The organism is Pyxidicoccus sp. M15 (assembly GCF_056858435.1).
On the sequence record NZ_CM166495.1, the window covers coordinates 931583 to 948749 of the forward strand.

At 72.3% G+C, this 17167-nt stretch carries 13 protein-coding genes; 8 read left to right on the top strand and 5 right to left on the bottom strand.

Translation table 11 applies throughout. From position 1 onward, the window contains the following. Window positions 1–39 precede the first annotated feature (39 nt). A complete protein-coding gene (locus ACX9TP_RS03750; protein ID WP_482978324.1) occupies window positions 40–1911 on the top strand; it encodes a caspase family protein in 1872 nt (623 codons plus the stop codon). Here the strand turns inward: ACX9TP_RS03750 and ACX9TP_RS03755 are convergent, their stop codons facing one another. Then, window positions 1912–2313 carry a PEGA domain-containing protein gene (locus tag ACX9TP_RS03755; protein WP_482978325.1) on the bottom strand — a complete coding sequence of 134 codons (402 nt, stop codon included), beginning with the start codon at window positions 2311–2313 and terminating at the stop codon, window positions 1912–1914. Continuing rightward, entirely contained in the window at window positions 2310–4034 is a 1725-nt protein-coding gene (locus tag ACX9TP_RS03760) for a DUF6311 domain-containing protein (RefSeq protein ID WP_482978326.1), read from the bottom strand. Before ACX9TP_RS03760 ends, ACX9TP_RS03755 begins: the two co-directional genes overlap by 4 nt. 395 nt (window positions 4035–4429) lie before the next feature. Here ACX9TP_RS03760 and ACX9TP_RS03765 point away from each other — a divergent pair, with 395 nt between their 5' ends. Next, window positions 4430–4942, top strand: coding sequence for a hypothetical protein (locus ACX9TP_RS03765; protein WP_482978327.1), 513 nt, complete (start codon window positions 4430–4432; stop codon window positions 4940–4942). A gap of 65 nt (window positions 4943–5007) precedes the next feature. Here the strand turns inward: ACX9TP_RS03765 and ACX9TP_RS03770 are convergent, their stop codons facing one another. After that, window positions 5008–6993 carry an N-acetylmuramidase domain-containing protein gene (locus ACX9TP_RS03770; protein WP_482978328.1) on the bottom strand — a complete coding sequence of 662 codons (1986 nt, stop codon included), beginning with the start codon at window positions 6991–6993 and terminating at the stop codon, window positions 5008–5010. A gap of 165 nt (window positions 6994–7158) precedes the next feature. Here ACX9TP_RS03770 and ACX9TP_RS03775 point away from each other — a divergent pair, with 165 nt between their 5' ends. Next, window positions 7159–8325: an ATP-grasp domain-containing protein gene (locus ACX9TP_RS03775; RefSeq protein WP_482978329.1), complete on the top strand. Its 1167-nt coding sequence runs from the start codon at window positions 7159–7161 to the stop codon at window positions 8323–8325. A gap of 3 nt (window positions 8326–8328) precedes the next feature. Here the strand turns inward: ACX9TP_RS03775 and ACX9TP_RS03780 are convergent, their stop codons facing one another. Further along, window positions 8329–8907: a DUF2378 family protein gene (locus ACX9TP_RS03780; RefSeq protein ID WP_482978330.1), complete on the bottom strand. Its 579-nt coding sequence runs from the start codon at window positions 8905–8907 to the stop codon at window positions 8329–8331. 10 nt (window positions 8908–8917) lie between these two features. Beyond that, a complete protein-coding gene (locus tag ACX9TP_RS03785) occupies window positions 8918–9691 on the bottom strand; it encodes an alpha/beta hydrolase (RefSeq protein WP_482978331.1) in 774 nt (257 codons plus the stop codon). A gap of 199 nt (window positions 9692–9890) precedes the next feature. Between ACX9TP_RS03785 and ACX9TP_RS03790 the strand changes: the two genes are divergently transcribed. The 5 genes from ACX9TP_RS03790 (at window position 9891) to ACX9TP_RS03810 (ending at window position 17119) form a co-directional block, all read left to right on the top strand. Then, window positions 9891–10082 carry a hypothetical protein gene (locus ACX9TP_RS03790; protein ID WP_482978332.1) on the top strand — a complete coding sequence of 64 codons (192 nt, stop codon included), beginning with the start codon at window positions 9891–9893 and terminating at the stop codon, window positions 10080–10082. 102 nt (window positions 10083–10184) lie between these two features. Beyond that, entirely contained in the window at window positions 10185–12260 is a 2076-nt protein-coding gene (locus ACX9TP_RS03795; protein ID WP_482978333.1) for a hypothetical protein, read from the top strand. A 30-nt stretch (window positions 12261–12290) separates the two neighbouring features. Continuing rightward, entirely contained in the window at window positions 12291–14153 is a 1863-nt protein-coding gene (locus tag ACX9TP_RS03800; RefSeq protein ID WP_482978334.1) for a lamin tail domain-containing protein, read from the top strand. Beyond that, the gene (locus tag ACX9TP_RS03805; RefSeq protein ID WP_482978335.1) at window positions 14141–14635 is read left to right on the top strand and encodes a thermonuclease family protein; all 495 of its coding nucleotides are present in this window, start codon (window positions 14141–14143) and stop codon (window positions 14633–14635) included. The genes ACX9TP_RS03800 and ACX9TP_RS03805 overlap by 13 nt, the downstream gene beginning before the upstream one ends. 210 nt (window positions 14636–14845) lie before the next feature. After that, a complete protein-coding gene (locus tag ACX9TP_RS03810) occupies window positions 14846–17119 on the top strand; it encodes a PAS domain-containing protein (RefSeq protein ID WP_482978336.1) in 2274 nt (757 codons plus the stop codon). Window positions 17120–17167 lie beyond the last annotated feature (48 nt).

The window sequence follows — 17167 nt, forward strand, 5'->3', positions numbered from 1 at the left end:
CCGGCGTGATATTGAAACCGCATGGCAGGGGGAACACGGATGTCACGCATCACCTGGGCCTTGCTCGCCGCCGCGCTGCTGGCTGTGCCTGCGTCGGCGCTCGCGGAGGAGCGCTACGCGGTCGTCATCGGCGCCAATGTGGGCTGGGCCAACGACAAGCCGCTGCGCCACGCGGAGTCCGACGCGGAGCACGTGCGCGACGTGCTGGTGGAGCTGGGCGGCTTCTCCGCCGACCGTGTCCACCTGCTGAGAGACCCGGATACCACCGAGGTGCGCGCGCTGCTGCGCAAGATGAGCGGCTGGCTGCGCGCCGGGCGCGGGGACACGCTGCTCTTCGTCTATTACTCGGGCCACGCGGACGCACGGCACCTGCACCTGCGTGGCGAGCCGCTGTCCCACGAGGAGCTGTACGCGATGCTGCGCGACTCTCCGGGCCGCGTGCGGCTGGGCGTGGTGGATGCGTGCCGCAGCGGCTCCATCGTCGACACCAAGGGCGGCAAGCCCGTGGCCACCTTCGAGTCCCAGGTAGTGGACGAGCTGGAGGTGAACGGGCTCGCGTTGCTCACCTCCAGCGGCGCGGACGAGCTGTCCCAGGAGCGGCGCGCCCTGGCGGGCTCCGTCTTCACCCACCACCTGGTCTCCGGCCTGCGCGGCGCGGCGGATGCCAACGAGGACGGCAGGGTATCGCTCTCCGAGGCGTACCAGCACGCCTTCCAGCGCACGGAGGCGGACACCGTGGCCACTCCGGTGCCGCAGCGGCCCGCCTTCCGCTACGAGCTGAAGGGGCAGGGCGAGGTGGTGCTGACGTGGCTGGAGCGCGCCTCGGCCACGCTGGTGCTGCCGCGCGCGGAGGGCGAGCGCTACGTGGTGGTGGACCGCGGCGAGCGGCGGCTGGCCGCCGAGGGCCGCACCCGTCCGGAGCGGGAGCTGCTGCTGGCGCTCGCGCCGGGCGACTACCACGTCAAGCGCGTGGGCGCGGAGTCGGTGGAGTCGGCCGCCGTGAAGCTGGAGGCGGGTGCGCGCGTGGCGGTGAGTGGACTGGCCTTCGAGCCCCGGCCGCTGTCCTCGGGCCTGCTCAAGGGCCGCCCGGACGACACCGGCGACCCGGCGGAACTGCGCGACTGGCGCCGCGACGAGGCGCTGCGACTGCTGGCGGCCGGCGAGGCGCGCGCGGCGCTGCGGCTCTTCGACCAGGTGCTGAAGGAGGTGCCGGACGACGCGGCCTCGCTGCGCGGGCGGGCGCGCGGGCTGGTGCGCCTGGCCGAGGCCTACGAGCGCACGGGCGACAAGGGCCGCGAGCACCGGGCCCTGCGCGCGGCCATCGCCGCGGACCCCACGCTGCCGGAGGACCCGGACTTCCTGCGCCGGTATCAACAGCTCCAGGAAGAGGAGGCCACGCAGGCGCGCGAGGAGACGCAGCGCGCGGAGGCGCTGCTGGAGTTCCAGCGCAACCCCCGGCTGGGCCGCATCTGGGGCGTGGGGTTGGACCTCTTCAGCTCGCGCGGGGTGATGGTCATCGCGGCCACCTACGTGGCGCGCAGGGACTTGTTCCCCTACGTCGCGCTGGACATCGGCTTCGGCGGCATCGACGCGGGCACGCGGTGGACGCTGGTGAACTCGCGCTTCAGCCCCTTCCTGGGCGCGGGCGTCCACGTGGGCGTGCCCGGGCTCGGGAGCGACAACGCGAGCATCGGCGTGGGCGGCCACACCATCACCACCAACCCGAAGCGGCCCGGCGACATCCCCGCCGAGGACATCTTCAACCTCAACCTGCACCTGGACGCCGGCCTCCAGTACGTGGCCGAGGGCGGCTTCTTCATCGACGCGGGGCTGGGGCTCGCCATCTACCCGAAGGACGGCGGCCCCCGCCTGCAATTGCTGCCCATCATCGGCGCGGGCTGGCTCTTCTAGTCAGTAGAGGTCGTCCGTGTCGGGCCCGGGCGGCCGGTCCCAGTCCAGGTCCTCCAGGTCCGTCACGGGCTGGAGCACGTAGCTGTGCTGCCCGGGATAGCCCGCCACCCAGATGAGCGGGAAGAGCAGACCGCCGAAGAGGAGGGCGGGGATTTCGACGCTCCCGTCGCGGCGCATCACCGAGGTGAGGGGCTGGTAGCCCTCCTTCTCCAGGCGGACACTCACCCGGGAGAACGACGGGCGCCGGTCGGAGTACTTGCACGGCGTGGTGCCCACGCGCTGGTTGTCGACGTAGACGGTGGCGCCCGACGGGGTGCTGCGGATGGTGGTGGTGCTCGCGCATCCCGTCAGGAGCGCGGCCGTGAAGAGCGCGCACGCGCGGCGCGAGGTGGAGCGACTCATGGGCCCCCCTTGTTCATGAGGGCCTCGCGGAAGCGGCCCTCCTTCGCCGCCACGCAGACGGTGTACCCGTCCAGCACGCCGCACGTGAGCCCCGCCTCCGGGCGCTGGAACGCGGACACCTCCTTGGCGTCCACCACGTAGAGCGTGTCCGGGGCGAAGCGGCCGTCGCGGACGTCGGCGCGCAGGGCCTCGCAGAGGGCCTTCAGCCTCGCCGCGTCGAAGCGCGCCACGTAGGCGCTGTTCGTCGTCATCCCCTTGCGGTACGCGAGGTCCCCGAAGCGCACGTAGGCGTTCTCCGGGAAGGACTGCGCGGCGCACGGCTCGCTCCAGTTCTGGATTGCCGGGGGGAACAGGACGATGTGCCGGTAGGTCGGGTCCACCTGCTCCCACTCCGGTGCCGTCAGTCTCGGCCAGGGCTCGCCCTGGAAGCGGCCCCGCCACCACAGGTCCGTCGTGTCCAGGAACTGGAGGAGCACGGCGCCCAGCAGCAGGCCCGTGAGGACGCGGGGGCGCTGCCTCCAGCGCCACGTGGCGAGCCCGAGGAGGCCCGTCAGCAGCGCGTAGTCGAGCACCCAGATGAACCGCCCCGACGCGCGGAAGGGTGCCAGCACCGGCAGCAGCGCCTGCGTCACGCCCCGCAGCGAGAGCACCTTCCGGCCCGCCACCGACACCACGGTGGAGAAGGCCAGCAGCGTCAGGGCGAGCACCGCGAGCACCAGCGGCCTCCGGGCCCGCAGCTCCTCCTTCGCGCGTGGCCACCAGCGCGAGGGCTGCAAGAGCAGCACGAGCGCGAGCACGAGCCCTCCCGTGCCGAGGTAGCCGAAGCCCTCGTACTGCCCGGGCCGCATGGGCAGGTCCGGCAGCAGCTTCGACATACCCTGGGGGTTGAAGAGCGTGAGCATGTCCGCGCTGAAGTGGCCGAAGCTCAGGTCCGCCGCCAGCCCCGCGCCCCCGCCCACGTAGCCGAAGAGGACGAAGAGGACGCCCACCGCGCCGAGCACGCCCGCGAGCGCCATGCCACCGGCGCGCCAGGAGAGGAGCCGCTCCCGCGTCACCAGCGTGTAGAGCAGCGCCACCGTGAGGGTGAAGACCATCACCACCAGGTACGGGTGGACGCCCGCCGCGAGCACGTTGAGCGCGAGCGCTCCGCCCACGTCCCTCCACGCCGCCCGGGTGTCCGCGCGCGGACGCAGGTGGAGCCACAGCAGGCCCAGGAGCATCCAGTGCGCGCAGAGCGTGTCGTGGCCGCTCCGGGAGAGCAGCACGGGCGACATGATGAACAGCGAGGCCCCCAGCAGGTGCCGCCCCGCTCCGGGCGTGAGGCACTGCATGAGCTTCACACCCATCCACCCCTGGAGCGCGAAGCACAGCGCGAACCAGGGGCCGATGAACTGGAAGTCCCGGGGCAGCCAGCGCGAGAAGGGCTTCAGCGCGAGCGACACCCACGGGTTCGAGTCCGTGTAGCCCACCGACGTGGACAGCGGGTACACGAGGGAAGGCGTGCTCAGCGGGAAGCCCCAGGGGGCGTCACGGAAGTGGAGCCAGCCGAGGACGTGCTGCGCGTGGTCGCCTCCGCCCACCCAGTCGAGGTTCGTCGGGTCGAGCGTCCCTGCGCCGCCCAGCAGCAGATACCAGAGGATGCCGAGCACCGCGCCTGGCCACGGCCCCCAGCGCTCCCAGGGGCCCGGGGAGACCTTCTCGATGACGGCGGGGGATTCCAACGCTCACGGCTCCAGGGCATCCCGCGCACGGTGCACGGCCACCGGGAGCCCTCGGGATGCCCGGGCGAGATAGCACGCGGCGCCTGCCCCCTCGCAAGTGTCGTCCGCGCTCCTCCGAGTCTCGGCGACCCCGGAGAGAGTTTTTCCCTCAACGACATCCCCCGGGGTCCTCACGAAGGGAACCGGGCGGAACGCGACGTCCCAAGGCCTGCCCTGCGACGGACGTGCATGCGGCGCTGACCCCGTCTCGCGGTCGGTGGGACATGCCTCTGCGGTCCGGTGGGCCTTTCACGCCCCGACATCCTCGCGGGCGGCACATGGGTTGCTCGATGCGCCGCCCGGGGAGCGATGGACGCTCCCGGGTGCTGCCTTCGGGCAGGGAAGAGAGGTCTTCGATGCGCCAGTGGAAAGCGGGCCTTGTGGCGGCGGTGATGGCGGGCGTGGTGGGCGTGGGCTGTGGAGGTGAGGCGGCGGTGGACGACGCCGCTCCGAGCCCGGTCGAGCGCTACCTCACCCAGGCGGAGGAGGACTCCGGTGACTACGACCAATGTGGGAAGAAGATCTGCTTCGACCCCATCGAGCGCGACAAGAACATCACCCACATCTTCCTCGACTTCGGTGATTGTCCCGTCGAGGACCTCCGCGTGTTCCTCATCACGGAGTCGCGAGGCTTCGAGGAGGTGACGGACCGGCTCAAGTCCAACGGCGGGCCGTGCCAGGAGTTGGGTGCGGACTACCGCTTCGAAGTGCAGGGCCCCGACCAGAGAGCCCAGGTGTGCATCATCTTCCAGGACTACATCCCGAAGGACGTCCGCATCGGCGCGAAGTCCGCGAACGATTGCCGCTATGAAGATGGCGACAGCCTGAGCACGCCCTTTGGGAAGGAGTGCCGGAAGTGCCGGAAGTAGGGCACTGACTCCGCCCCTGAGTCCCGGGCCCCTTGCGCCGCATGGCAGGGGCCCGCCCCGTGGGCTCAGGAGGTGGGGGAGCGGTTCGCGCCCTGGGTGACGAGCCCCTCGCCCGCGCGGATGAACAGGTCCTGCGCGAGCCGCTCGCTGAAGCCGAGCAGGAAGCACACGGACATGTTGAGGTAGAGGGCCGCCTCCGGCGTCGCCGGCTGGAGGGGCAGCACGCCGGACTTCATCAGCGCGAAGCCGAAGATGGCGCAGTACATGCCGACCAGCGGCTTGAAGAAGCCCTGCATCAGCATGGAGACGCGGCTGGCGCCCCGCATCTTCTCGAAGTCCCCGAGCCGCATGAGGATGCTCACCACACCACCGAAGGCGCCGCACAGCCCGACGAGCAACAGCGTGCGGGCGTGGAGGCCGAGGAACGTCGTCGCCTCGGTGGTGAGGAACTGGTGCACGAGCGTGGCGAGGCCGTGGCAGCACAGCAGCAGCAGCCCCAGCCCGAGCACCACCTGCATGGAGGGCGAGCTGGAGCGGAGGATGGGCAGCGGGCGCAGCGGGTAGAGGCGGTCCGCGAGCGCGGAGGCGATGCGCAGGCGCGTGCTCTTCGCGAAGGAGAGGTTGGGCTTGTCGCCCAGCAGGGCCGTGAGGCACAGGTCCAGCGTCTCCACGGCGGGCGCGCCCAGCTCCGGAGCGGCCTTGCCGCGCAGCACGAGGACTCGCGAGAGCTCGGCCTGGACGTCCGGCTCCATCGGCTGCGAGAGGCGCTGGCGGAGCTGCGTGGCCAGGGGCTCCTGGAGCGGCGGGGCTTCCCGCATCTCCGGTGCATCCGAGGGGATGACGGTGAGGGGCTCGAGCGTGGCCGCGGTGCCGGGGCTGGCGCGTGGCGCGAGCGTCCAGGCGGGCGCGGTGACGACGGTGTTGCGCGCGGGCTGGAGCTCCGTGCCGGTGGAAGCGACGGCGAGCGCGGACTCCGACGTGGGCGGGCTGGCGGCGAGGGCCGGTGCGGACACGGCCGTGAGCGCGGGGGTGACGGCGACGGCCGGTGCGGACGCGGCGGGCGCGGGGGCCGGGGCGGGTGAGGCCGCGGCGGTGGGCAGGCTCACCGCGATGGCGGGTGCGGCCGCGGGCGCGGGGGCGGGAGCCGGCGCACTCACTGCGAGGGGCGCGCTGGCCTGCTTCGCCAGCGCCTCGGTGCCCGTGTCGCTCCGGGGGAGGAAGGCCTGCTGCGCCCGCAGCGCGTCCAGCGTGGCCGCGTCGAACATGGCGGTGATGGGGAGCTGCTGCTGTGCCTGGAACTTCTTCAGCGCCGCCTTCGTGTGCGAGCCCAGCGCTCCGTCCGGGGTGCCGGGCTCGAAGCCGAGGAACATGAGCCGCAGCTGTCCCTCCCGCACGACCACGTCCGGCGAGGCCTGGGTGGACAGCCGCAGGTACGCCGACGCCAGCTTCTTGTCGTACTGGTTCTTCTCGTAGGCCGGGCCGTTGTAGCCCTTCGCGAAGCTGGCCCAGTCGTGGTTCTTCAGCGGCTTCACCAGCCCGTTCTTCTCGATGAAGGCGGCGAGCGCGCCGAGCTGCTCGTCCTCGGACGCCATCATCCGGTCCACGAACTGCTCGACGGAGCCGTAGCCCAGGTCCGTGGCGTGGAAGCCCATCACCTGTCCCAGGCCCCAGGACGCGCTCATCAGCGCGGCGGACGCGTCCAGCGCGAGCGCCCGCTCGAGCCGCTCGTACTCCGCCACGCCGCCCGCGTAGCCCCCGGCCTTCGGGTTGCTGAGGTCAGGCGCCTGCGCGTCGAAGCGGCCCTTCGTCCGGCGGCTGAAGATGTGGCGCTCGAAGAGGATGACGGGCCGGCGGTCCGCGAAGTAGCCGCAGCCGCGCGTCTCCACCTGCAGCACCGTCCACAGCTCCGCGGGGTGGACGGACAGCCGGCTGGCACACGCGTCGATGCCCTGGACAGTGAGTGGAGTCGCGGCTCCCGTGAAGCGGTTCGTGACGGACCTCGTGGCTGGGTGTGCGCCCGAGCGTAGGCGCCCGGGCTTCGTGGGGGCCATCCCCCCCTCCCCGGTGGGCTCGCCTGCCCCCCTGGGAGCCATGCCCGTGCCCCCCTCATGCCGGGAGTGAAATGTCGTACACCCTCCTGGAGGGGTGGCAAGGAAGTAGGACTCGCCCCGGGGCGCCGCTATGGTCACCCTCGTCGGGACCCGCCCCGAGGAGCCATGAACTTCGTCTTCATCTCCCCCCACTTCCCGCCCCAGTTCTTCCACTTCGTCACGGCCCTGCGCGAGCGCGGCGTCACGGTGCTGGGCATCGGCGACGCCCCCTTCGACTCGCTGCGCTCCGAGCTGCGCGAGTCCTTGCGCGAGTACTTCCTCGTCCCCAACCTCCATGACGAGGACTCGCTGCTGCGCGCCGCCGGCTACCTCACCTGGAAGCACGGGCGCATCCACCGCATCGACTCGCTCAACGAGTCCTGGCTGGAGGTGGAGGCCCGCCTGCGCGAGGACTTCCACGTCCCCGGCCTGCAGCCCGCGGACATCCACCGGCTGCGCTCCAAGTCCGGCATGGCCGAGGTGTTCCACGCCGCCGGCGTGCCCCACCCGGAGCTCATCCGCGTGCGTGACGCCGGCCAGGTGAAGGCCTTCGCCGAGAAGGTGGGCTACCCGCTCGTCCTCAAGCCCGACGTGGGCGTGGGCGCGGCCCACACCTTCAAGGTCGCCAGCGACAAGGAGGTGGATGCCGCCCTGGCCCACCCGCTGCCCACGTCCTACGTGGCCCAGCCCTTCGTGCGCGGCACCATCGTCACCTACGACGGCATCGTGGACCGGCACGGCGCCATCGTCTTCAGCCTCAGCCACCAGTACAGCGACGGCGGCATGGAGACGGTGCTGGAGAAGCGCGACATCTCCTTCTGGAGCCTCCAGGAGGTTCCCCCCGGCCTGGACGTGCTGGGCCGCGAGGTGGTGGCCGCGTGCGGCCTGCGCGAGCGCTGGTTCCACCTGGAGTTCTTCAAGCTGCCGGATGGGAAGTTCATCGTGCTGGAGGTGAACCTGCGCCCGCCCGGCGGCTTCATCACCGACATGATGAACTACACGTGCGACATCGACGTGTACCGGCTCTGGGCGCGCGTGGTGACGGGGGACCCGGTGGCGGACTTCCGCTACACGCCGCGCTACAACGTCTGCCACAGCGCGCGCCGCAAGAGCCGCCGCTACAAGCACAACCACAAGCAGATCGTGGAGAAGCTGGGCTCGGCGCTGCTGCAGCACCAGGAGCACCTGCCGTCCGTCTACCACAGCCTCATGGGCGAGGAGATGTACCTCACCCGGCACCTGGACGTGGACGCCATGCACGAGGCGGTGCGCTTCATCCAGGCCCGGGAGTGAGCGTCAGCGCTCCCTCCAGGTAATCTGGTACGTGCTGCTCGGTGCCTCCGGGTCCATGTGGATGCGCGTCACCTTCGGGGACTCGGCGCCGCCCACGCGGAGCATGGCCTCGAAGAGGCCCTCGACGTAGCCGGGCTGGTCCAGCGCGGAGTTCATCTTCATCTCGTAGGTGGTGGGGCCGCGCTCGACGAGCTCCGCCTCGGTGTAGTTGTCCGTGGCGTGCAGCGTCTGCGGCAGCCGCTGCACCAGCCGGCGCGGGCCGAGCAGCCGCATGACGCCGTACACCGCGCGACCGATGACGGTGCGCCCGTAGCCCTGCACGTGCGTCTCGGCCAGCGCCCGGAAGGCCTCCTCGCGGGGCATGCCCGGGTACGCCTCCTCGATGATGACGGAGAGGCAGTGCATCCACAGCGGCACCGGGTAGGCGGGCAGCAGGGGCCGGTCCAGGTCCACGCCCACCTGCCGCAGCCGCTGCTTCAGCCGGGGGGACACCTTGCCCTGGAGCCCGTGCTGGAGCAGCCCCTCCACCACCTGCACATAGACGAGCCGCTGCTCCAGCGGGATGGGCTTGCGGAGCTTCAAGCGAGGCGCCTCACCCCAGCAGCCACTGCATTGCTTGCGGCAGGCGGCGCTGCCAGTCGCGTTCGTGGTGCTCGCCCCCGGGCTCCAGCACCAGGGACAATTCGTGGGCCGCGTAGCCCGCGCGCTGGAGGTGCTCGTAGAAGGCGCGCGTGGCCTCGCCGTAGTTGAGGGGCACGCCGTCGGTGTGGATGAACTCCTGCTCGCCGGCGTCCAGGTAGACGCGCGTCCAGCTGCGGCGGTGGGCGGACCACTCCTCGAACAGGCGGCCCTGGCTCCACATGACGGTGGGCGACAGCGCGCCGATGCGGCCGAAGACGTCCGGGTAGCGGCAGCCGAGGTACAGCGAGATGAGCCCGCCCAGCGACGAGCCCATGGCGCCCGTCCACTCGGGCTCGGGGCGCGTGCGGTAGGTGCGGTCCACCAGCGGCTTGAGGTGCTCCACCAGGAAGCGGCCGTAGGCCTCGCCGCGCGCCTTCACGTTGCCGCGCGGCTCGTCCCAGGGGGAGTACTCCTGGAGGCGCCCCGCGCCCGAGTCCACCGCGACGATGATCCACGGCTCCAGGCGACCCTCGTCCACGCCCTGCTCCAGCGCGAGGTTGGCGCACCACGTCTCGAAGCGGGCCGACTCCGGGTGGGCGAAGACGTTCTGTCCGTCGTGCATGTAGAGCACGGGGAAGCGGTGGTGCGGCAGCGCGTCGTAGGCGTCAGGCGTGTAGACGCGCACGGTGCGGGCGAAGCCCTCCTGGGGGGAGGGGAGGTCTCGGACGATGTGGACGTATCCCATTGGTGCGGAGCGACAGCATACATGGATGGGGCGACACCTTCCGCCCTCCGTACCGGGCCGTTTCCCGGTGCACGGGTTGTGAGGGAATTGCGGATGCCTGGCTGGTGGCCTGGGAGGCTGGCCCCGGGTCTGCACAGGGCCGGGTTCGAACGGGTGTCGGGCCCGCATGTCAGGGTGGTTGTTATTGGATTGGACGCGGATGGAACTGGACCGGATGCACCTCGCGGCACTGCTGCTGACCACCGAAGCCGACCTGCGCCATGCCCTGGCGGCGCTGGACGGCTCGGAGGAAGCACGGCTGCGCCATGCCGCCGCGCAGGCCCGCGCGGCGGCGGCGGAGTCCGTCGCAGAGGAATTGCTGCGGGTGGACCCCCGGGCCCCACGGGCGTGAGGCGTGTCTCGCCTGTGGACGCCGCGTCCGTGACACGGACGGTGTGAGGGATTGGGGTTCCTGTAGGGAACAGTGGTCCTGGATGTGCAGAGAGGGCATGGCGTGCGTCGCGTGCTCTCACTGGGATTGCTGGGGTGCTGGCTGTGCCTTCCGGTGCAGGCGGCGCCGTATGAGGTGGAGCCGGAGGCGGCGGGTGAGCTGGACCTGCTCGCGCTGGCGGAAGAGGGAGTCATCTCCGGCGAGACGCTCGCGGCGCTGCTGGCGCTGCGGCGGGCCGGGGTGGACCCGAGGCTCGCGACGCGGGCGACGCTCTACGGACTGCCCGGGCTGACGTACGCGGAGGTGGATGCGCTGCTGCGGGTGCGCGGTGCGCGTGACGCTACCGGGGGCCTCACGGAGGAGGAGGAGCGGAGGCTCGCGTCGTTCCTCGTGCGGCGTGAGCCCGGCCGCCTTGCCGGTGATGCGCGGCTGCTGATGGCCTTCGCCGCGTCGGACGCGGTGCTGCCGCCCGCCGCTTTGCAGGTTCGCGCCGGAGGGCTCGCGGGACTGCGCGCGGGCGTGCTGCTCTCCCTCGCGCGCCGTCGCCTGGGCGCACTCCGGCGGGATGAAGGCCGACGCGCGCTCGTCGTCGAGGCACCCGGTACGGCGGTGCTGCTGCCGAAGCTCTACGCGCAGTGGACGGGGGAGCGCGCCTCCGTGCTGGCGGGCACGTACCGGCTGGGCTTCGGGCAGCGCCTCACGCTGGACACGACGTCGTTGCCCTCGCCGGAGGGCTTCCTCCCCGACGATGGCGTGCGTCCGCCCGGTGCGCTGGAGCGGGAGTGCCTCGTGGGTGGCACCGGGTGCGAGCCCGGGGAGCGCCTGTCCGACGTCACTCCCGACTTCGCCTGGGATGAGGGCTTCCGGGGGCTGGCGGGCACCGTGCGCGGCCCGGTGGGGACGGGCGCGGAGCTGTCGCTCACCGGCTTCGGCTCGTACCAGCTTCGCTCGCTCCAGCGGAGCGCGGTGCTGGACCGCTCGGTGTGCGAGGGCTCGCGAGGCACCTGCCGGGCTCCGGACGTGCTGGTGCCGCTGTCGGGCTCCCACGTGGAGAGGCTCACCGCGCGCACGCTGCCGGGCGTCTTCCACGAGTGGGCGGGGGGAGGCAACGCGACCCTGTCCCTGTCCCCGCGTGCCCACGTCGGGGTGACCGGCTGGGCCGCCCGGCCGATGTGGTCGCTGGAGGGAGCCCGGCTCGACTTCCAGCCGGCAGCCCGCTACCCGGCGGGCGGCGGCTTCGGCGCGGTGGGGCTGGATGCGGCCTGGGGCCGTGGCGCGGTGGACCTCTTCTTCGAGGGCGCGCGCAGCTTCGACGTCGCTCCCGAGGGAGGCGGCGGCTTCGCCGCGCTCCAGCGCACCGTGGTCTCCGGTGAGCGGCGCGAGCTGGAGGTGACGCTGCGCTACTACGGGCGCGACTTCGCCAATCCCTACAGCGGCGCGCCATCCGGTCCGGATGCGCTGGAGGGCCTGCGCGTGCGCAACGAAGTGGGCGCCCGCGTGCGCTACCTCCAGCGGGAGGAGGGCGCCTGGAGGGTGCGAGGGCAGGTGGATGCATGGACGCTGCCGGCCGACGGCGCGACGCCGGGAACGGCGGGCACGCTGCACCTGCGCGCCTCCGCCCGGGGGGACTGGCTCAGGTGGCCGGAGCTCCAGCCGTCGCTCCAGGTGGAGCTGCGCGACTCGGAGGTCGGCGCCTGCTCCGGGGACGCGGTGACGGACTCCGCGCAGGACGGAGCGGGCTCCTGCTCGCGGGGACGGTACGGCGTCACGGCGCGGGTGCGGTCCGAGGTCTCGGAGGGGGTGACGGTGGCGGTGCAGTATGGCCACGCGCGCGTGGAGGCGCCCGAGGCCAGGGGCCCCCGGCATGACGGACAGGCCGTCCTCGACGTGCGGCTCGCGCCCGTGGAGTCCCTGAAGCTGGGCGGGCGCGTGGTGTGGAAGGACGAGGACCTCTCCGAGCGCAGTCGGCTGCGGCAGGAGCTGCGCACGGCCGTGGACGCGAGCTGGGCCGCCTTCGGCGCGGTGACGGCCCGGGCCCGGTACGCGTGGGTGCTGGACCTGAAGGACGCGAGCGTGGCCCGCGTGCCGCCGGACCCGCCGCGCCACCTCTTCCACCTGGAGCTGGAAACGCGGTTCTAACGGAGGACGTCGAACGTGAGGGTTGCGGACATGCGGGGATGGGGAAGGCTTCTCGGAGGAGTGGTGCTGTTCGGCGCATGGGCCTGTGGAGGGGCGCCTCCCGGCGAGGAGGTGGACGCGGCGTGCGCCGGACTGTTGCCCGGGGACCTCGTCTTCACCGAGTACCTCAATGACCCGGTGGGGACGGACACCGGCCAGGAGTACGTCGAGCTGCACAACCCCACGCGCGCCACCGTGGACCTCGATGGGCTGACGCTCTACGCGGCCCGTGGGGATGGCTCGCAGGAGCGGGCCTATCTCTTCACCGGCGCCGTGCCGATGGCCGCGGGGAGCTACCTCGTGCTGGGGGACGTGCGCGAGGGCCCGCTGCCCGCGCACGTGGACCACGCGTACGGCGAGGCGCTCGGAGCGCTGGGCAACACGGGCGGGAAGCTGGGCGTGCGGTGTGGAGCACGGGTGGTCGACGAGGTGCCGCTCACCGCGCCCTCGAAGAGCGGCGTGGCCCGCGTCTATGACGGCCGGCTCGTGCCCGACTCGGCCGGCAATGATGACCCGGAGCGGTGGTGTGACGGGAGCGGCGCGGAGGACGGCGTTTCGGGACGGGGGAGCCCGGGAGCCGCGAATGCCCCGTGTGCTTCGGCCGGGCCGTCGAGCCCCGCGACAGGAGACGCGGGCGTCACGGCGTCCTGTGTCCCGGTGGGGGCTTCCACCGCGCGGCCCGTGGAGTGGCCGCGTCCAGGAGACCTGGTCATCACCGAGGTGATGGCCAATCCACGCGGCGACGACACGCTGGGCGAGTGGGTGGAGGTGCTGGCCACCGCGCCCGTGGACCTGAATGGGCTGACGGTGGGCTCGGACTCGACGGGGACGAGGGTGGAGGGACGGGCGTGCGTGTCGCTCGCGGCGGGCGCGCTTGCGGTGCTGGCACGCCGCGAGGATGCGGTGCTCAACGGTGGATTGCCTCCGCCCGCGGCCACGTTCGGCGTGGACCTGCGCAACGCGGGTGGGGTGGTGATGGTGCGGGCGGGAGACGTGCTCGTCGATGCCGCCGTGTATGGGGTTGCCGAGGAGGGCGTGGCCACGCAGGTGTCCGCCCTCCTGGCGGATGCGAAGCGCAATGACTCACAGGCGGCGTGGTGTCGGGCCACGGAGGTCTACGGGACACGCGGCAACCTGGGGACCCCTGGCCGTGCGAATCGGGTGTGCGGTGGTGGTGGGGATGGCGGTGTCCCGGATGCGGGCGCACCGGACGGAGGCAGGCCCGACGCGGGAGCTCCGGATGGAGGCAGACCCGACGCGGGCGCTCCGGATGCGGGCTCCGTCGACGCGGGAGCCCCCGCGAACGGGTGCATCGACCGGACGACGGGGAGGGTGCGCGCACCGAGGGTTCCGGATGCCGGCTCCCTGGTCCTCACCGAGCTCATGGCGGACCCGAGCGCGGTGGCGGATGCCACGGGCGAGTGGGTCGAAGTCCTCGCCCTGCGGGACGTGGACCTCAACGGCGTCACCCTCTCCAACGAGAGCGGGAGCGGCACGGTGCTCACCGCGACGCTGTGCCTGTCCCTCAAGGCGGGCGCCCGCGCCGTGCTGGCGCGCAGCGAGGATGTATCCGTCAACGGCGGCCTGCCAGCGGTGCTCGGCACGTTCTCCTTCAACCTGGCGAACACCGCGGGCAGTCGCGTGCTGCGGCTCTCCATGGAGGGGCGGCTCCTGGACGCGGTGACCTGGACGACGGCGGCCGTGCCGGGCGTGTCCTCGCAGGTGGACCCGTCGCGGAGTGACGCCACCCGGAACGACCTGGCGGGGAGCTTCTGTCCCGCGCCCGCCGGGGCGCGATATGGCCTCGGAGACCGGGGGACTCCGGGCGTGGAGAACCGGCCATGCGCGCCATGAGAGCGTGGACGCTCGCCGTGCTCGCCACCATTCTCCCGTGCTGTGGTGGAGGGGAGACGGCTTCTCCCTGTGGCCCCACCACGGCGCGCGTGGCGGAGGTCATCGACGGGGACACGCTCCTGCTGGAGGGCGGTGAGCGCATCCGCTACCTGCTCGCCGACACTCCCGAGAGCACCGGGGGCACGAGGGACTGCTTCGGCGCGGAGGCCCACGCCTTCAACCGCGGCCTCGTGGAGGGGCGGCGGGTGACGCTGGCCTACGGCGAGGCGTGCACGGACCGCTTCGGCCGGCTCCTCGCGTACGTGTCCGTGGACGGGCGCGAGGTGAACTCGCTCCTGGTGGAGCGGGGCCATGCCTGCGTGCTGCACGTGCCGCCCGCGGGAAGCACGCGGCGCGCGGAGTTCCAGTCGCTGGAGGCGGAGGCCCGGCGCGCGCGGCGAGGGGTGTGGGGTGCCTGCTCGCCGGTGCCCTGTCAGCGGTGAGCGTCTGCCCGGCACGGGGGGCGCACCCGTGGCCGCCTCCCGGGCGGGGCATCACTCGGGCTTGATGTGAGGACGGGCAGCCTCCGTGCACGGGCGGACGTATCCAATGGGGGAGCCCATGTCTCCCGCTCATCCATCCTGGAAGCCCACCTCCTCACGAGAGGCCATGGGCGTGTCCTCATTCGGGGTTCCCGAAGGGGAGGCGCTTGCATGAACCCCTGCGCCTCACCGCCATGCCGGCTCCCGGACCTGCTGGAGGCGCGGCGGCAGGACATCCTCCAGCGCTGGGAGGCGCGGGTGGGCGAGGTGCTCGGGGAGGAGGCGCCGCCCCGTGTGGCCTGGGCGCGCGGCCCGCCCGGCCTGGTGGACTCGCTGGTGGACCTGCTGCGCGGGGCACACGTGGCGTTGGACCTGGAGAGGGCCCGGGCCCTGGGTGGGCGGCTCGGCCGCGAGCGCTACCAGGCGGGCGTGGATGTCGGCACGCTGGTGCGTGAGTACGGCCTCCTGCGCGACGCCATCCTCGAGGAGCTGGCGCAGGCGGGCTGGATGCCGGAGCTGGCCGGGCTGCGCATGCTCAGCCAGGCGCTCGACGTGGGGCTGGCGGAGGCGGTGGCGCAGTATGGCCGCGCGCAGGCGCAGGAACGGCGGGCCACCGAGTCGACGCTGCTCGGCATCCTCGACCACGCACCGGCCGCCATCTACGCCAAGGACACGCGGGGCCGCTATCTCTTCATCAACCGCACCTTCGCGCAGAACATCGGGAAGTCCCGCGACGACGTGGTGGGCCACACGGACCAGGAGATGTTGCCGCCCGACCTGGCGGAGGTCTGCGAGCTCAGCGACCGGCAGGTGCTCGCCAGCCGGAAAACCATCGTCACCGACGAGCAACATCTCCAGCAGGACGGGCCGCACACCTTCCAGTCGGTCAAGTTCCCGCTGCCGGACGAAGCCGGCGGCGTGACGGCCATCTGCGGCATCTCCACGGACGTCACCGAGGTGCGGCGCGCCGGGCGCGAGCGCGACGAGGCCCGAGAGCACCTGGGCCGCATCATCACCCAGCTGCCCATCATCGTCTGGTCCTCGGATGCGAAGGGCATCATCACCCTCTGCGAGGGCGAGGGGCTGCGGGCCGCGGGGATGGATGGCAGCCAGCTCGTGGGCCGCTCCCTGTACGAGGTGTACGCGGACCGGCCGGACCTCATCGAAGCCTCCCGCCGCGCCCAGGCTGGCGAGTGCTTCGCCATGGAGCTGGAGCTGGGCGGCTCCTGGTTCGTGACGCGCATCTCTCCCGTGCAGGGGCCCGACGGCAAGGTGGTGAGCGTGGCGGGCGTGTCGCTCGACATCTCCGAGCGGCACCGCGCGCAGGAGGTGCTCCGCCAGTCGGAGATGCGCTACCGGCTGGCCACCCTCGCCACCAGCGACGTCATCTATGACTGGGAGCTGGCGACCGGCCACATCGAGTGGAGCGAGCTGGCCGCCCGGCAGTTCCGCCTGCCGTCCCACCAGTCGCTGGACATCGACGAGTGGACGCGGCGCATCCACCCCGAGGACCGTGAGCGGGTGCTCCGGGATGTGCACGCCAGCATCGACGATGGCCACCTCCACTGGGGGGATGAGTACCGCTTCCTGCGCGGGGACGGGACGTGGGCCGTCATCTCGGACCGGGGCCAGGTGATTCGCGACGCGGGCCGCGCGGTGCGCATGGTGGGGGCCATGCAGGACATCACCGAGCGGCGGGCCGCGGAGCAGGAGGCGAAGCGCCGGGCGGAGTTCGAGCAGTTGCTCATCGGCATCGTCAGCCATGACTTGCGCAACCCCATCTCCGCCATCACCATGGCCACCACCACGCTGCTGCGGCGGGAGGAACTGGACGAGCGGCAGCGCAAGGTCATCGGCCGCATCCTCTCCAGCGCCGAGCGCGCCACGCGCATGCTGCGCGACGTGCTGGACTTCACCCAGGCGCGGCTGGGCGGCGGCATCCCCATGCAGCCCCGCCCGCTGGATTTGCACGAGCTGACACGGCAGGTGGTGGACGAGGTGCAGCTCGCCAACCCGGAGCGACGGCTGGTCATCGAGTGTGATGGCGACGGCCGCGGCCTGTGGGACCCGGACCGGCTGGCGCAGGTCATCACCAACCTGGTGAACAACGCCATCCACCACAGCCTGGAGCAGGGGCCGGTGCGGGTGCGCACGCACGGCACGCACAGGGCGGTGGCGCTGGCGGTCCACAACCTGGGGCCGCCCATTCCTCCGGAGCTGCGCTCGCGCCTGTTCGAGCCGATGAAGCGCGCCGAGCGCAAGGAGGCCCGCGACAGCCGCGGCCTGGGGCTGGGCCTGTTCATCGTGAAGCACATCGTGGACGCGCACGGCGGCGGGCTCCGCGTCCACTCCACGCCGCACGAGGGCACCACCTTCCTGGTGCGCCTGCCGCGCCTGCTCGGGCGGGAAGTCCCCGCTCCGGACGCCCCGCACGCGAGCGCCTAGCGCCCGTGCCGCGACAGCCGGGCCGCCCGCGCCACCGCGAGGGGGGCC

Coding starts and splice junctions, on each gene's coding strand:
- ACX9TP_RS03750 (WP_482978324.1), top strand. CDS start 40: ATGTCACGCATCACCTGGGCCTTGCTCGCCGCCGCGCTGCTGGCTGTG.
- ACX9TP_RS03755 (WP_482978325.1), bottom strand. CDS start 2,313: ATGAGTCGCTCCACCTCGCGCCGCGCGTGCGCGCTCTTCACGGCCGCG.
- ACX9TP_RS03765 (WP_482978327.1), top strand. CDS start 4,430: ATGCGCCAGTGGAAAGCGGGCCTTGTGGCGGCGGTGATGGCGGGCGTG.
- ACX9TP_RS03770 (WP_482978328.1), bottom strand. CDS start 6,993: ATGGCCCCCACGAAGCCCGGGCGCCTACGCTCGGGCGCACACCCAGCC.
- ACX9TP_RS03775 (WP_482978329.1), top strand. CDS start 7,159: ATGAACTTCGTCTTCATCTCCCCCCACTTCCCGCCCCAGTTCTTCCAC.
- ACX9TP_RS03785 (WP_482978331.1), bottom strand. CDS start 9,691: ATGGGATACGTCCACATCGTCCGAGACCTCCCCTCCCCCCAGGAGGGC.
- ACX9TP_RS03790 (WP_482978332.1), top strand. CDS start 9,891: ATGGAACTGGACCGGATGCACCTCGCGGCACTGCTGCTGACCACCGAA.
- ACX9TP_RS03800 (WP_482978334.1), top strand. CDS start 12,291: ATGCGGGGATGGGGAAGGCTTCTCGGAGGAGTGGTGCTGTTCGGCGCA.
- ACX9TP_RS03805 (WP_482978335.1), top strand. CDS start 14,141: ATGCGCGCCATGAGAGCGTGGACGCTCGCCGTGCTCGCCACCATTCTC.
- ACX9TP_RS03810 (WP_482978336.1), top strand. CDS start 14,846: ATGAACCCCTGCGCCTCACCGCCATGCCGGCTCCCGGACCTGCTGGAG.